13 protein-coding genes and 1 pseudogene are annotated in these 15573 nt (G+C 65.2%); 3 read left to right on the plus strand and 11 right to left on the minus strand.

The genetic code is table 11. The annotated features are described in order from the left end of the window. Nucleotides 1-63 precede the first annotated feature (63 nt). Genes FJV80_RS20245 through FJV80_RS20260 form a run of 4 tightly spaced genes read right to left on the minus strand, consistent with a single transcriptional unit; the run spans nt 64 to nt 3294 of the window. Nucleotides 64-939 carry an SMP-30/gluconolactonase/LRE family protein gene (locus FJV80_RS20245; RefSeq protein WP_095792421.1) on the minus strand — a complete coding sequence of 292 codons (876 nt, stop codon included), beginning with the start codon at nt 937-939 and terminating at the stop codon, nt 64-66. Then, nucleotides 936-1574: a 2-dehydro-3-deoxy-6-phosphogalactonate aldolase gene (locus FJV80_RS20250; RefSeq protein WP_142877237.1), complete on the minus strand. Its 639-nt coding sequence runs from the start codon at nt 1572-1574 to the stop codon at nt 936-938. Before FJV80_RS20250 ends, FJV80_RS20245 begins: the two co-directional genes overlap by 4 nt. Continuing rightward, nucleotides 1571-2530 (minus strand): 2-dehydro-3-deoxygalactonokinase, encoded by a 960-nt coding sequence (locus tag FJV80_RS20255; protein ID WP_185975234.1) that lies wholly within the window; start codon nt 2528-2530, stop codon nt 1571-1573. The genes FJV80_RS20250 and FJV80_RS20255 overlap by 4 nt, the downstream gene beginning before the upstream one ends. Next, complete coding sequence (locus tag FJV80_RS20260) at nt 2527-3294, minus strand: SDR family oxidoreductase (RefSeq protein ID WP_095773452.1); 768 nt, start codon at nt 3292-3294, stop codon at nt 2527-2529. The genes FJV80_RS20255 and FJV80_RS20260 overlap by 4 nt, the downstream gene beginning before the upstream one ends. A 57-nt stretch (nt 3295-3351) precedes the next feature. Between FJV80_RS20260 and FJV80_RS20265 the strand changes: the two genes are divergently transcribed. Beyond that, on the plus strand, nt 3352-3543 hold the full coding sequence (locus tag FJV80_RS20265; RefSeq protein WP_142877238.1) for a hypothetical protein: 192 nt from the start codon (nt 3352-3354) through the stop codon (nt 3541-3543). An 18-nt stretch (nt 3544-3561) separates the two neighbouring features. Here the strand turns inward: FJV80_RS20265 and FJV80_RS20270 are convergent, their stop codons facing one another. The 4 genes from FJV80_RS20270 to FJV80_RS20285 form a co-directional block, all read right to left on the minus strand. After that, nucleotides 3562-4911, minus strand: coding sequence for an EAL domain-containing protein (locus FJV80_RS20270; RefSeq protein WP_095773360.1), 1350 nt, complete (start codon nt 4909-4911; stop codon nt 3562-3564). A 209-nt stretch (nt 4912-5120) separates the two neighbouring features. Next, nucleotides 5121-6938: a GtrA family protein gene (locus FJV80_RS20275; RefSeq protein ID WP_142877239.1), complete on the minus strand. Its 1818-nt coding sequence runs from the start codon at nt 6936-6938 to the stop codon at nt 5121-5123. A 60-nt stretch (nt 6939-6998) separates the two neighbouring features. After that, nucleotides 6999-7460, minus strand: coding sequence for a GtrA family protein (locus FJV80_RS20280; RefSeq protein WP_142877240.1), 462 nt, complete (start codon nt 7458-7460; stop codon nt 6999-7001). Next, nucleotides 7457-8701 (minus strand): glycosyltransferase family 2 protein, encoded by a 1245-nt coding sequence (locus FJV80_RS20285; RefSeq protein WP_142877241.1) that lies wholly within the window; start codon nt 8699-8701, stop codon nt 7457-7459. Before FJV80_RS20285 ends, FJV80_RS20280 begins: the two co-directional genes overlap by 4 nt. A 223-nt stretch (nt 8702-8924) precedes the next feature. Between FJV80_RS20285 and gshB the strand changes: the two genes are divergently transcribed. Both gshB and FJV80_RS20295 read left to right on the plus strand, forming a co-directional pair. Then, nucleotides 8925-9869, plus strand: a complete 945-nt coding sequence (gene gshB, locus FJV80_RS20290; RefSeq protein ID WP_142877242.1) for a glutathione synthase — start codon at nt 8925-8927, stop codon at nt 9867-9869. A gap of 181 nt (nt 9870-10050) precedes the next feature. Beyond that, nucleotides 10051-11584: pseudogene (locus FJV80_RS20295) on the plus strand (YifB family Mg chelatase-like AAA ATPase). 60 nt (nt 11585-11644) lie between these two features. Here the strand turns inward: FJV80_RS20295 and FJV80_RS20300 are convergent. The 3 genes from FJV80_RS20300 to FJV80_RS20315 form a co-directional block, all read right to left on the minus strand. Further along, nucleotides 11645-12232 carry a TetR/AcrR family transcriptional regulator gene (locus tag FJV80_RS20300; protein WP_142877243.1) on the minus strand — a complete coding sequence of 196 codons (588 nt, stop codon included), beginning with the start codon at nt 12230-12232 and terminating at the stop codon, nt 11645-11647. Nucleotides 12233-12360: 128 nt separating this feature from the next. Beyond that, entirely contained in the window at nt 12361-12951 is a 591-nt protein-coding gene (locus FJV80_RS20305) for a DUF308 domain-containing protein (RefSeq protein WP_142877244.1), read from the minus strand. 379 nt (nt 12952-13330) lie between these two features. Beyond that, nucleotides 13331-15514: a malate synthase G gene (locus tag FJV80_RS20315; protein WP_142877245.1), complete on the minus strand. Its 2184-nt coding sequence runs from the start codon at nt 15512-15514 to the stop codon at nt 13331-13333. Between the last annotated feature and the right edge of the window lie 59 nt (nt 15515-15573).

Consider the following 15573-nt stretch of genomic DNA (forward strand, 5'->3'; position numbering starts at 1 on the left):
AAACCGACCGTGCCGGGCGCTTGCGTGACAACGCCCGCGAAAACAATTACCTGCCGCGGGTGTTCAGGCGATCAGCACGCGCGGTTCGAACCGGCCGTTGACGGGGATATCGACGAGGAAGGTCATGCCCGCCTGCGGATCGAGCTTGCGCTGCTTGTCGTCCTTGCCCTTCCAGGCCGAGGTCACCGCCAGCCGGTCGGCCTTGGCGCCGATAAAGGCCGGACAGGACGCCTGCGTCGCCGGCATGGGAATTTCGCGCAACAATGTGCCATCGGGCGAATAGGCCTTCACCGCCTTGCCGCCCCAGACGGCATTCCACAGCACACCATCGCGGTCGACGACGGAGCCGTCGACGTAGCCCTTCGACGAGCGGTGGTCGACGAACACTTTCGGTTCGCCAACCGGCAGGCCTGTCACCGGATCGCAGCCGACGCGCATCAATAGGCCGGTCGCGGTGTCGGTGTAGTAGGCGATCGTTCCGTCCTCGGAAAAGCAGATCGAGTTCGACACGGTGATGTCCGAAAACAGGCGGCGCAGTTCGCCCTTAGAGAACCAGTAGATCGAGCCCGCGCCCTTGCTCTCGTCCTTGGCCATCGTGCCGACCCAGAAGGCACCGCAGGGATGGACGCGGGAATCGTTGGAGCGGGTGAGCGGATTATCGGCCTCGATCGGCGTGTGCAGCGTCATCGTGCCGGTCGCGACATCGCGGACAAAAAGCCCGGTCTCGGTGGCGATCAGCTGGCGCTGCTCGTCGATGATGGCAATGGCGCTGGCCATCTGGCCAAGCTCGTGGATCTTCAGGGCGCCCGTGAGCGGCTTTTCCAGAAGCTGGCCGTTGACGATGTCGAACCAGAACAGCGCATCGGTAGCGGGATCGTAGCTCGGGCCTTCGCCGAGCTGGCAGATGTGATCGGAAAAAATCGAAACCGCGCTCATCATGCTTCTCCGAACACCGCGTCCCAGGCCGCAACGGCGGCGTGCGCACGGGCGGCGACGTCGTCGACGCTCATGCCGGGTTTGAACAGGCTGGAGCCCAGGCCGAAGACCGAGACGCCCACCGCCTTGTAGCCGGCAAAGTCCTTCTCCGAAACGCCGCCGACGGCGCCGACCAGGGTCTGCGCCGGCAGCACCGCCCGGATGGCGGAAATGCCTGATGCGCCGAGCGCGCTCGCCGGAAAGAATTTCAGGGCCGAAGCGCCCAGCCGGATCGCCTGAAAAGCTTCCGTCGGCGTGAACACGCCGGGCATGGTCACCATGCCGTAGTGCATGGCGCGCGCCATCACCTCGGCATCGATGTTGGGGCTGACCAGCAGCCGCCCGCCTGCCTGGTGCAGGCCGTCGACGTCGGCCGCCGTCAGCACCGTGCCGGCACCGACCAGGGCGGTTTTCGGCAGCACTTGGACAATCCTGGCGATCGACGAGAATGGCTGGGGCGAGTTGAGCGGCACTTCGATCGCCTCGATGCCGGCATCGAACAGGGCCTGCCCCATGGCCATCGCCTCCGTGGGTTTCAGGCCGCGCAGGATGGCGACCAGCCCGCGCTTGAGTTTTGGAAAGACTGCGGTCTCGGTCATGCCAAGGCTCCGGTTCTGGCGATCATGCCGTTTTCGCGCGCGGCTTCGATGAGGCCGGCGCGCACCGCTTCATCGGCGTCGACGGTGCGGACGGCAAGCCCTGCAAAGCCGAGTGCGGCCTGGTAGAGCACAGCGAGCGCGCCCGAGGCAATCAGCACGACGGGCGCAGCGCCGGCGCCATAGCGGAGCTTCGCCGAGGCGATCTCGCCGCCGATCAGAAGCCCGGACAGACAGGAAGCCGCATCTTCCGACTTCAGGTCCTGCAGGAGCCCGGCGGCGCGGATGGCAAACAGCTTCGAGGTGACGTCACCGCCCTCGCCGAGCGCGCGTTCGCACCACTGCCGGAAGAACGGATTGCCCGCAGCGACGGGAGCCGGATGCTCGCCCAGCGAATGTTTGAGGATGGAATGCGCTGAAAGCACCGAGAACAACTCGCCGGTCGGCCATGTGCCGAAGCCGGCAACCGCGCCGTCCTCGACCAGCACCCATTTCGAATGGGTGCCGGGCATGCAGGCGAGATGCCGCCCCTTCGGCGGCAAACCGGCGCCAGCCAATTGTGTTTCCTCACCGCGCATGACATCGGGCGCATCGGCCAGGCGCTGGGCAAGGCCCGGCACGATGCGGATGTCGCGTTTCTGATCAGCCACGCGGGCGGCACCGCCGAGGATGGCGCCGATCGGCGCCGGCACGCTCACATAGGGCGCCTCGATCCAGCCCTGACGGGAGCCGGCCATGCCGCAGATGATGACGGGCAGTGTTTCCGGCGCGCCCAGGGCGGCCAGATGGCCTTCCAGAACGTTCGAAAAACCTTTTTCGCGCGCGGTGATCAGGCCGTCATCGCCGCGGCGCTCGGCAAGCACCTTGCCGCTGCCGTCGATCAGCCATGCGCGAAGCCGGGTCGTGCCCCAATCAAGCGCGGCTACCGCCGGCATATCGCCGGCAAATTCCGGGCTCACAGAAAACCTCCGTCGACGATCAGCATCTGCGCGGTCAGCATGCGCGAGGCATCCGAGGCCAGGAACAGCACCGTGCCGACCATGTCGTCCGGGCGCATGACCTCCTTGATGCACTGCTTGGCGACATGGGCTGCAAGCGCCCCTTCGGTCACCCAGCGTTCCTGCTGCCGCTCGGTGATCACCCAGCCGGGCGCGACGGCGTTGACGCGGATACGGTCGGGCCCGAGCTTGCCGGCCAGCCCTTTGGTGAGGCCGAGGATGCCCGCCTTGGCGGCGGTGTAGGCCGGCATGTCGGGATGGTTGATGAGGTAGGATGTCGAGGTGAAGTTGATGATCGAGCCGCCGCCGGCCCGCTTCATGCCCGGCGCCACCGCCTGCGCGGTGAAGAAATGTGGTCTGAGGTTGATCGCCTGGTTGTTGTCCCAGAACTCCACCGTCACGTCCTCGACGGCGTGGCGCTCGTCCCAGGCGGCATTGTTGATCAGCACGGTGACATCGCCATGCGCCTGTGCCGCCTTGGCCGCCGAGGCGCGCAGCGCCTCGATGTCGCGCAGATCGGTCTTGAGATAGAGCGGCCGCCGGCCGAATTCCTTCTCGATGCGGTCGGCAAGCAGCGTGCTCGGACCCTCGGCGATGTCGATGAAGGCGACATTGGCGCCCTGGCGCACGAAACCCTCGGTCAGCGCCGCGCCGATCCCGGAACCGCCGCCGGTGATCAGCACCGAGGCGCCCTTGAGGTCGGCAAAATCCGCCGATGGCATCATCTTTCTTGTCTCCCAGCGCATGACCCCGAAAATCGGATCGATTTTCGGATAGGGATCATGCGCAAATACAAGTTGCAACAGCGTCCTTTGCGCGTCCCAAGGACGCACGGCGCTGTAGGCGTGAACGGCGCGCATCCTAGCCACGCAAGTCGCGCGGGCAAGGGCGAAACGTCGGATTTGCAGGCTCATGTCGGACAAAACGACAATGCGCCGCAGTGGAAGCGCGCCGCGACATCGGCGGAATGCTGATTACGTCGAAATCGCCGGTCAGATCGCCTTGGCGCGCAGGGCGCCGCGGAAGGAATCGCGGAGATAGCCGAGCGTGGCATCGGCATCGACCGGCTTGCCAAAGAGATAGCCCTGCCCGCCGGCGCAGCCGAACTGGACAAGGCGATCGGCCTGCGCTTCCTCTTCGATGCCTTCGGCGACCACATCCATGCCAAGCCCTTCGCACATGGCGAGAATGGCGCGGATGATGTGTTCGGACGGGCGGTCGTCGAGAATGGAGGAGACGAAGGCGCGGTCGATCTTGAGCTTGTCGAAATGGAATTCGCGCAGGCGGCCGAGCGAGGACTGGCCGGTGCCGAAATCGTCGAGCGAGACGCGGATGCCGACGCGACGCAGATCCTCGACGATCTGCGCGGCCGAGGCCGGGTCGTTCATCAGGCCGGTCTCGGTGATCTCGATCTCGAGGCGGCGCGGATCAAAGCCGGTGCGGTCGAGGATCGCCAATATGTGCAGGCCGGTGTTCTGGTCGACGAGCTGCGAGGGCGACAGGTTGAAGGACAGGAACAGGTCGCTCGGCCAGTTCCTGGCCGCCTCGGTCGCCTTGCGCAGCACGAGCTGCGACAGCGGGCCGATGATGCCGCGCTCTTCGGCGATGGGGATGAAGACGGTCGGCGGCACGGCGCCGAGGTCCCGATCGGTCCAGCGCGCCAGCGTCTCGAAGCCGATGGTGCGGCGCGTGGTGAGGTCGACGATCGGTTGGAAATGCGGCTCCACCTCGCCGGCCGAGACGGCGCGGCGCAGCGCCTGTTCGATGCGGGTGACGCGCTTGGCCGCCTCTTCCATCTCGCGGGTGTAGACGACGACCCGACCACGGCCGGAGCGCTTGGCGTGGTAGAGAGCCGTTTCGGCCTTGTTGATGAGGATCTCGGTGGTCTCGTCGCCGGAATAGAACAGCGAGCAGCCGACCGAGGCCGACAGCCTGGCGGTGCGTTCGCCGACATCGTATGGCGCCGACAGGATCTCGATCAGCATGCGGGATTTTTCCGCCGCCGCTTCCTCGGAGAACACCAGCGGATAGAGGAAGGCGAATTCGTCGGCGCCGATGCGGCAGACCGTCGAATGGCCGTCCATCGAGGCGCGCAGCCGCATGGCGACCTGGATCAGGATGTCGTCGCCGGCCTTGTGGCCGAACAGATCGTTGATCGGCTTGAAGCCGTCGAGGTCGAGAATGCCGACGGTGAAAGGCGCGGGATCATCGGCGCGGTCGCTGATCAGGCGATCGACCTTGTCGAAGAAGCGGCGATGGTTGCCAAGCCCGGTCAACGGATCGGTGAAGGCCAGATCCGTGCTCTCCCTGTTTGCCTGACCGGTGCCAAACGGAGTTTGCATCGGTGTCCCTGTTTTTGACGTCGGAATTTATATCGGAGACTGGCAGCAAACCCTTTAGGAAACGTATCTCGAAAATCGATTTTTTTCGGCCGGGACACGGTCCGGAAAACGCAATCCGGTTTCTCCGGCGATGTTGCCGCGGCAAAGAGCCGGACGCCCAGGGAAAGCCGGCTAAGCTGAGCGTCAAACCCTTGTTTTCGCGGTGATTTTCAGCCGCCAAGCTTGACGCGATAGAGCTCAAGCAGGGGCCTGCCCGTCTCCGCCACTGGCTCCAGCCAGTCCGGCACGTCGCCGCGCGCCAGCCTGGCCAGGAATCCGTCAGGCGCCCTGCCGACGAGCAGGCGGGTTTCCGGGTTGCCACGGCAGAGCGCGACAAGCCCGACATGGTGGCTTTCGACCACCGACCTTGCATCGGCGTCCGATCCGAGGAAGGTATCGAGTGCAAGCAGGTTTCCCGCGACGTTGCGATGATACGGCCCGGCGAAAACGCGATGTCCGGAATAGGCCAGGATGGGCGAGCCGAGATTGGAAATAGCGAGCACGGTGGTGTCCGGCAGCTGGCTGAGCGCCGCAAACGAGGTCTTGCCTTGGCAGTTCCCATTGACACTGGCGGCGTTGACGGCCGCACCGGTTTCGAAGGCGCTTGACGCAGCCACGGCCGCGCACGCCCAGAGTGCGTTGACCGAGACCAGCCAGGCCGCGGCCACCCTGAGCGCGGAGCCGCGCGACGGGCTGGCTTCGGCCCGCTGCCGCCATTTGGCGATCCAGGCGCAAAGCGGGATCACCGCCAGGGCAATGGAGAAGGTCGAGCCGCGCACTTGCCAGGCACTGACCAGGAACGCCACCACCAGCAGCGCGCCAACCAGGCTGTCCTGCCGCCGCGAGCCGCCACGACCCAGGCCAAGCGCCATCAGCAGGATCGCCACCAGTGGCGTGGCAAAACGCTCTACCACCGCGACCCGATTGTAGATGACAAGCTTGTACAGCGACTGCGCCTCTTCGATGTTGTCGAGCCACAATTCCCTGAGGCGCGGATCGAGGTTCGCATAGGGAGCCGCCAGGCATTGCGGGAAAAGCGACACCACGACAGCGGCAAGCACCACGCCAAGCAGGCCGAGTGCCACGAGACGCCGGCCGAGCGTGGCTTTGGCCATATCGAGCGATGCCGCGGCGGCGAGGCCGCATCCGGCGAGCGCGGCCACCACGAACTGCACTGTCGAAAAGGCATCGCATTGCGGCTGGCCCCACGCCGACGGGGCGATGGTGGTGACGAAGACCAGCCCTGAAACGCCGGCAAAGCCAAGGCCGAAATCCCTGGCGATCCGCCCCTCGCCGCCGGGGTCGGCGACAAACAGCAAGGCAATGCACGCGCCGATGGTGGCGACGTAGGGCGCCGTTTCCATGCCGACCGCCAGCATCAGCGCCGCGCACAGGCCCGCGAGCAGCGCGGCCCAGCGCTGCACGGGTGCATCGAGCAGCAGGCTCAGGCAGGCCATGGTCAGCGTCAGCTGGACATTGTGATGATCGAGCGAGCCGGGCGAACAGATGCCTATGAAATGCAGCGCCGCGGCGCCGATGACGACGGCCGGCAGCACGGCGGCGGCACCGGCGAAACTGCGCGCCGCGCGGGCGGTAAAGAGCAAAGCGAGGGAGAAGAGCAGTGCCGGCCAGAGCACCTCGGCGATTGTCTCGGCCCTTGCCATGCTGCCGGTCAGCGCCGAGGCTACGAGAACGATGGCGGCAAGCGGTGCGTCGACCAGCCGCGACCAGTGCATGACGAAGCCGCCTTCGAGACCCATCCGGTACTGATGCAGGTCGAACCAGCCCTGGCCGGCCAGCATGTCGCGAACCTCGACCAGGCGCAGCAGATTGTCATTGTCGCCGCCGGCGTCGGTCAAGTCACGGAATCCGCTGAGAGCGCTGACGGCAACCATCACCAGCGTGGCGACGAGCACGAGCGCGAGGTCGTTGCGCCGTGACGGAAGTGGTGCGGCCTCGGCGGAGACCATGGTATCGGCAGGAGTCAAGGGACGGCCTCTGGGCGCTCTTTTCGTGACGGAAGTTATCGCGAACTCACTGCGCAAATCTTAAACCAGCCTTGCGCTTCGTCGCATCGCGCCGGCGGGCCGCCGTCGAATGCCTTCACGCGGCTCTTTGATCGTCGCGAAAACCCAGACCGATGAGAGCACATAGCTCGCGGCGCTTGCGGCGATCGTGATGATGGCTGACATGATCAGCGGCGAGGCGGAAAATATCGACACCGCGACATGGGCGGACAGGCCTGCAAACCCTGCGCAGACCAGCTGGGTGGCGAGATACCGTGGCAGCGCATGGGCGTGGTCGTGCCGTCCCTCGAACGTCCAGCCACGCTGTGCCGAATATGCCACGACAAAGGCCAGCATGTAGGCGATGACGCTTCCGACGAATGGCGGCATCCCGGCCGACACCAACGCCCATGACAGTACGAAGAGCAGCAGCGCCGCGCCAATGCCGACGATGACAAATCGGACAAGCCGTATGGCGGCGAATTTTCGTAGAAGCCGGCTCATTTTTCAGCAGTCGCGGCGGCTTCGCCTGATCCGCCGGGCTGGCCGGCTTTCAGCCGCTTGACCGGAATCTCCAGGACACCGAGCAGGAATGCCGAAAAGAAGGCCTGGAACGAAATGACGATCAGGCTCAGGCCCAGCACGACGATGCGCGGGATTTCGGAATCGTTCAGCGGCCCGAAGCCAAGATGCGCCCAGCGCAGCACCGCATAGCCGAAGAACAGGACACCGCCGGCGAAGCAGATGCCGGCATTGGCGGCAAGACGGTCGGTGCTGATGGTCCTTCTCAGCCAGTCGGACCCGCGGCTGCGCGGCAGGATGCCGGTGATCTCGGCATAGTATCGCGATATGGCGCCGAAGGTGATGAGCTGGATGCCGGTGATGATCATGAAGCAGGCGGCGACGAAGGTGTTGAGGTCGAGCGAAAGATTGTCGATCACCCGCAGCGGTCCAAACACCAACAGGGCCGCGAACAGCGTGCCCAGGCCGCACAGCGCCGCGCCCGGGATGAAGAACATCCAGCGCGGATTGTAGACGAGCAGGAATTTGAGATGTCGCCAGCCGTCACGCCAGGTCCTGAGATGCGGGGGCCGGCTGCGGCCGTCGGGCTTGAGCGTGGTCGGCACTTCCTCGATGCGTAGCCCGGCAAGCGCGCTGCGCACCACCATTTCGCTGGCGAATTCCATGCCGGTCGTCTGCAGGTCGAGCTTGCGGATGCTCTCGGCGTTGAAGCCGCGCAGGCCGCAGTGGAAGTCCCCGGTCTTGATGCGGAAAAACAGGCGGCCGACGAAGCTCAGCAGCGGATTGCCGAGATAACGATGCAGCGGCGGCATGGCGCCGGTTTCGATGCCGCCCTGGAAGCGATTGCCCATGACCAGGTCGGCGCCGTCGCGCAGGCGCGTCATGAAGGCATCCAGCGCGCCGAAATCGTAGCTGTCGTCGGCGTCGCCCATGATGATGAAGCGTCCCCTGGCGGCGGCGATGCCGCCCAGCAGGGCCGCGCCATAGCCCTTCTGCGCCACCGGAACGACACGGGCGCCGCCCTGGGCCGCGATCTCCTGCGAGCCATCGGTGCTGCCATTGTCTGATATCAGCACCTCACCCAGGATGCCGGCCTTGTCGAGGAAGGCCCTGGCCTTGCCGACACAAACGGCCAGCGTCTCGGCCTCGTTGAGGCACGGCATCAGGATGGTGAGTTCAAGCTGGTCGGTCGCGGCGGCGCGGATGGCGGTGAGCGCGTTCATGGTCGTTGTTCCATCGAGGACCCCCATCCGGCGCCTGCCGTTGGGGTATTCGAGGCTTATTCTTGTACGGCAAGGCTTAAGAAAACGATGACGCGGCCGCTCGCCTTGTCGCGATCGGGCTGGCGGGGGTTGCGTCCTGCCGTTGCCGTTCTTCAGACGTCGCGATTGGCAGAAGGCGCGGCGACCCTTATATCGCTCTCGTCGACTGCGCTGGGGACCCGCCATGAAGCTGAAAATCGCCGTCCAGATGGACCATATCTCCACCGTGTCGATCGCCGGCGACACTTCGTTCGCGCTGTCGCTGGAAGCGCAGCGGCGCGGCCATCAATTGTTCCACTACACGCCCGACCGGCTGTCGCTGCGCGACGGCAAGGTGTTTGCGCGCATCGAGGAGATGCAGGTGCGTGACGAGAAGGGCAGCCATTACTCGCTGGGCGAGAAGGTGCGCACCGATCTGTCGGAGATGGACGTGGTCCTGCTGCGCCAGGATCCGCCCTTCGACATGAACTACATCACCACCACGCATATCCTCGAGCGCATCCACCCGAAGACGCTGGTGGTCAACGACCCGGCCTGGGTGCGCAACAGCCCGGAAAAGATCTTCGTCACCGAGTTTGCCGACCTGATGCCGGACACGCTGATCACCAAGGACAGCCAAGAAGTCGCAGCCTTCCGCAAGGAGTTCGGCGACATCATCGTCAAGCCGCTCTACGGCAATGGCGGCGCCGGCATCTTCCATCTGCACGAGGCCGACCGCAACCTCGCCTCGCTGCTCGAAATGTTCGGCCAGATGTTCCGCGAGCCCTATATCGTGCAGCGCTATCTCAAGGACGTGCGCAAGGGCGACAAGCGCATCATCCTGATCGACGGCGAGCCGGTCGGAGCCATCAACCGCGTTCCGGCCGAGCACGATTCCCGCTCCAACATGCATGTCGGCGGCCGCGCCGAAAAGACCGAACTGACCGAGCGCGAGCGCGAGATCTGCGCCCGCATAGGCCCGTCGCTCAGGGAACGCGGCTTCATCCTGGTCGGCATCGACGTCATCGGCGACTACATGACCGAGATCAACGTGACCTCGCCGACCGGCGTGCGCGAAGTGCAGCGCTTTGGCGGCGCCGACATCGCCAGCCTGTTCTGGGACGCGGTCGAGGGGAAGCGGCGCAAGTAGGCCGTTTTCGGTCGTATTAACCATGTTCCGCCTTTTCAACCGGGCTCAATCCGGCTGCAACCAGAGCGATTGCCTTGTTCTTGTAATGTTCTTGATTTGACTGGCAATCTGTGATTGTCTTCTGCCGGGGCCACGTTCCAGGCCTATCGCATGGGTTGCGGCTCATATCCGGGGTGGGAAAATGGTGGCGCGGGTTCGCACGGTCGCTTTCCAGGGCATCGAGGCCGTGCCGGTCGACGTGCAGGTGATGATCGCGCCCGGCAAGGTCGGCATGCAGATCGTCGGGCTCCCCGACAAGGCGGTGGCCGAAAGCCGCGAGCGGGTACAGGCCGCGCTCCATGCGTCCGGCCTGTCGATGCCGTCGAAGAAGGTGACGGTCAATCTGGCGCCGGCCGACCTGCCCAAGGAAGGGAGCCACTACGATTTGCCGATCGCGCTTGGCCTGATGGCCGCGCTTGGCGCCATTCCGGGCGACATGCTGGCCGGTTATGTCGTGCTTGGCGAATTGTCGCTCGACGGCACCATTGCCGCCGTCGCCGGTGCCTTGCCGGCGGCGATCGGCGCCAATGCCGAGGGCAAGGGCCTGATCTGTCCGTTCGCCTGCGGGCCGGAAGCGGCGTGGGCCGGCAAGGATTTCGACATTTTGGCACCGCGCAGCCTGATCGCCATCGCCAATCATTTCCGCGGCACGCAGGTGCTGTCGCGCCCTGAGGCCGGCATCCACGCCGCGGCGCGCGACCTGCCCGACCTTGCCGACATCAAGGGCCAGGAGACGGCCAAGCGGGCGCTGGAAGTGGCGGCGGCCGGCGGCCATAATCTGCTGATGGTCGGCCCGCCCGGATCGGGAAAGTCGATGCTGGCGCAGCGGCTGCCGTCGATCCTGCCGCCCCTGATGCCGAAGGAATTGCTCGAAGTCTCGATGATCGCCTCGGTGGCGGGCGAAGCTCGGCGAAGGCAAGCTGACCGACCGGCGGCCGTTCCGCGCGCCACACCATTCGGCCTCGATGGCGGCGATGGTCGGCGGCGGGTTGCGCGCACGACCTGGCGAAGTGTCGCTCGCCCATCACGGCGTGCTGTTCCTCGACGAGTTCCCCGAATTCACGCCGCAGACGCTCGATGCGCTGCGCCAGCCGCTGGAGACCGGCGACTGCATGATCGCGCGCGCCAACCACCGCGTCACCTATCCGGCGCGCATCCAGCTGGTGGCGGCGATGAACCCGTGCCGCTGCGGCATGGCCGGCGAGCCGGGCTATCGCTGCCTGCGCGGCGAGCGCTGCCGCACCGATTATCAGGCACGCATTTCCGGTCCGCTGCTCGACCGCATCGACCTGCGGATCGAAGTGCCTGCGGTCTCGGCCAGCGACCTGATAAGGCCGGACCGGGCGGAGAAGAGTGCTGATGTGGCGTTGCGCGTGGCACGCGCCCGCACCCTCCAGCGCGAGCGTTTCGAACGGCTCGGCGTGGCCAGCGCCACCACCAACGCCCATTGCGCGCCCTCCGTCATCGAGGAGATCGCCATGCCCGACGCGTCAGGCCTGTCGCTGCTCAAGGACGCCAGCGAAAAGCTCGCCTTTTCGGCGCGGGCCTACCACCGCGTGCTGAAAGTGGCGCGCACGCTGGCCGATCTCGACGCCAGCGAAACCGTTGGCTGCATCCATCTGGCCGAGGCGATCTCCTATCGCATGAGTTCGGAGCGCGTGGCGCAGGCGGCGTAGGCGAAGGCATCGGCAGCTACGCCAGGTCCGTTTCTCCGGGTCGATCCGTCTTTGCCCGGATCATTCGGTCGCGGGGATCAACTTCTGCAGCGTCGGCGTCAGGATCATGCCGAAGGTCAAGACATCGCCATAGGCTCGCGCGGAAAGCATTGCGCCATGCACGGTCGCCATGAAGGCCTCGGCCTCAACGCGTGGCGAAGCGGAAATTGCCAGCGTGCCTTTTTCGGCACCGCGCTCGATGACGCCAGTCAGCCATCCCGAGAGAAACTGAAAATACGCCCGGACTTCAACGGCAACCTCCGGTGGAAGGGCCGGCAGCTCGCTGGCAAGCAGTGCGCAGACGCAGAACGGCATGCTCGCATCCTCGATGCACCGGGCCCAGATGCCGGCATAGGTGCGAAGCAACTCCGGCGGACCGGGGACATCGCGCTCGAGCCCTGCCATGCCCGTGAGGGCATCCTCGAGGTACCGCTTGAGAAGGGTCTGCACGAGGTCGACCTTGCTGGGGAAATGGTGATGGATGCTGGCTTTGCGGATGCCAACCACCTCGGCGATATCGGCGTAGCTGAAGCCATTGTAGCCGCCGGCGACGATGAAGCTTCGCGCGGCGGCCAGGATCTCATCGGCGGTGTTCGAAGGCTTGCTCATGACTTGCTCCGGCGGAGGGCTCCTCTGCACTTAGAGCGGTTCGCCGTTTCATGGAAACCGGCGAACCGCTCTAACTCTTGTTTTGACGCAATTCCCAAGGGAAAGCGCTCACCCTTCCTGGAATCGCTCTAGCTTGCGACCCGCGGTGACTTGCGAAGGATGTCGCTGACCGACAGCCATAGAGCTGACACGAGGAAGTAGAAGGCGCCGAACGCGGCATAGGGCGCGACATTGGCGATGCCAATGATCTCCGTGCCGCCGGCCATCTTGACGAAGAAGAGACCCGCCAGCGCCGATTGGGCGCCGCTCAGGATCATCGGCCATTGCGCACCGTTGGTTTTCCAGCGCCGCGCCGCGGTCAGGAGCTGAAACACGCCGGAGACAACGGCCCAGACGCCGTAGACCGAAAGTACCGCGTTCATGCCGTGACCGAGCGCGATGGCGACCGCAATCGTGGCGAGGATGCTGACGGCGAAGTTCAGCAATTGCGACTTGTTGCGGCCGAGCCCGCCGGTACGCTGGGCGTCGATGTAATTCGCGAGCGCGTCCCATGCAGGGTAGGCAACCAGCATGGCGGCGGCGAGCGGCGGGCTGCTTTTCGCGACGGTGAAAGCCGCCGCGACCCAGGCCGCCGATACGGCAAACCGCAGATAGTAGTAGCTTTTGAGCCAACCGTTTGATGACGGGGCGCGGCTCTGATCATTCATTTGTCCAGACATGGCGGGGACCTCTCGTTTCACTTCCTACCAACTAGTAGGTAGCCAAGTGACCGTCAAGGCGCCTGGAAACGATTGCCGGTCACCTCGACATCGCATTTGTGTGATCGGCGCTCGATCTCGTGGCGCCAGTTCGCTGTCCAACCAATTGTAGCGCCGCCCCTCATCCGCCTGCCGGCACCTTCTCCCCGTATAGTGACGGGGAGAAGGGAGCTGCTGCGCCCTCGGCGCTCTTCTTGCGACATTGGTGATTGGCGAATCGGCGATAGAAGCGTCTTTCTCCCCGTCACTACGGTGTCACTACGGGGAGAAATGCCCGGCAGGGCAATTGAGGGGCAGCGCGGACCGACGATACTTGGTCGACCCGTTGCGTCAGGCCGTTTCAACGCAAATCCGCTTGATCCTGCTTCGCCTTCAGCTCCAGCCGCCGCGCGTGCAGCACCGGCTCGGTATAGCCGTTGGGCTGGCTGGTGCCCTTGAACACCAGGTCGCAGGCGGCCTGGAAGGCGATGGACGTGTCGAAATCCGGCGCCATCGGCCGGTAGAGCGGATCGCCGACATTCTGGCGGTCGACGATGGCCGCCATGCGCTGCAGGGAATCGCGCACCTGGATCTCCGAGCACACTTTGTGGCGCAGCCAGTTGGCGATGTGCTGCGAGGAGATGCGCAGCGTGGCGCGGTCTTCCATCAGCCCGACATCGTTGATGTCGGGCACCTTCGAGCAGCCGACGCCCTGGTCGATCCAGCGCGCGACATAGCCGAGAATGCCTTGCGCATTGTTGTCGAGTTCGCGCTGGATTTCGTCCGGCGTCCAGTTCGGCCGCACGGCCACCGGCACGGACAAGATGTCGTCGAGCCTGGCCTTCGGCCGGTTCTTCAGCGCCGCCTGCACGGCGTGCACGTCGACCTTGTGATAGTGCGTGGCATGCAGCGTCGCGGCCGTCGGCGACGGCACCCAGGCGGTATTGGCGCCGGCCTTGGGATGCGCGATCTTCTGTTCCAGCATCGCCGCCATCAAATCCGGCATCGCCCACATGCCCTTGCCGATCTGGGCATGGCCGGCCAGCCCGCATTCGAGCCCGGTGTCGACATTCCACGCCTCGTAGGCGGAGATCCAGGCGGCCTGCTTCATGTCGCCCTTGCGGATCATCGGGCCGGCTTCCATCGAGGTGTGGATCTCGTCGCCGGTGCGGTCGAGGAAGCCGGTGTTGATGAACACCACGCGTTCCCGCGCGGCGCGGATCGCCTCCTTGAGGTTGACGGTGGTGCGCCGCTCCTCGTCCATGATACCCATCTTGATGGTGTTTTTCGCCATGCCGAGCAGCGCCTCGACCCGGTCGAAGATCTCGACGGCGAAGGCGACTTCCTCCGGCCCGTGCATCTTGGGCTTCACGACATACATCGAGCCGGCGCGGGAATTGGCGCGGCGGCCTTTCGGCCCGACATCGTGCAGCGCGATCAGCGCCGTCAGCGCGGCGTCCATGATGCCTTCGGGCACTTCGTTGCCGTCGCGGTCCAGGATCGCCGGATTGGTCATCAGGTGGCCGACATTCCTGACCAGCATCAGCGAGCGGCCGGGCACGGTGAGCTGGCCCCCAGCCGGCGCGGTGTAGGCGCGGTCGGGGTTGAGCTTGCGGACAAACGTCTTTCCGCCCTTGCTGATCTCCTCGGCGAGGTCGCCCTTCATCAGGCCGAGCCAGTTGCGGTAGACGACGACCTTGTCCTGCGCATCCACCGCCGCGACCGAATCCTCGCAGTCCTGGATGGTGGTCAGCGCCGATTCCAGGATGACGTCGGCAATGCCCGCCGGATCGGTGCGGCCGATCTGGTTGGCGCGGTCGATGACGATCTCGACATGCAGCCCGTTCTTCACCAGCAACACGGCATCGGGGTTGGCGGCGTCGCCGCGATAGCCGGCGAATTGCTTGGGATTGGCGAGTGTCGTGACACCGGCACCCTCGCCCAGCCGCAGCATGCCGTTGACAAACGACAGCCCGTTGACGCCGGCCCATTTGCCCGAGGTGAGCGGCGCCGACTGGTCGAGAAAATCCTTGGCCCAGGCGATGACCTTGGCGCCGCGCGCCGGATTGAAGCCCTTGCCCTTTTCGGCGCCGCCGGTCTCGGGAATGGCATCGGTGCCATAGAGCGCATCGTAGAGCGAGCCCCAGCGCGCATTGGCGGCATTGAGCGCATAACGCGCATTCATCACCGGAACGACCAGCTGCGGACCGGCGACGACGGCGATTTCGGGATCGACATTCTCCGTCGAGACGCTGAAGGCCGGCCCCTCGGGAACGAGATAACCGATCTCTTTCAGGAAGCCCCTGTAAGCCTCCATGTCGACGGGCGCGCCATTGTCGCGATACCAGCCGTCGAGCTTTTCCTGCATGGCGTCGCGTTTTTTGAGCAGCGCCCGGTTCTTGGGCGCCAGGTCGTGGACGACGGCCGAAAAACCATTCCAGAACGCATCGGCGGCGATGCCGGTGCCGGGCAGGGCCTCGCCAGCCACAAAATCATGCAGCTCGCGGGCAATCCGCAATCCGGCGATCTCGATGCGAACGGTCATCAGTTTGTCTCCAGACGAAAGGCTCGGGCGCGCCTTTGGCATGTCAGGTCTACAGGGTC

This window comes from Mesorhizobium sp. WSM4310 (assembly GCF_007003935.1).
Taxonomy (GTDB): domain Bacteria; phylum Pseudomonadota; class Alphaproteobacteria; order Rhizobiales; family Rhizobiaceae; genus Mesorhizobium.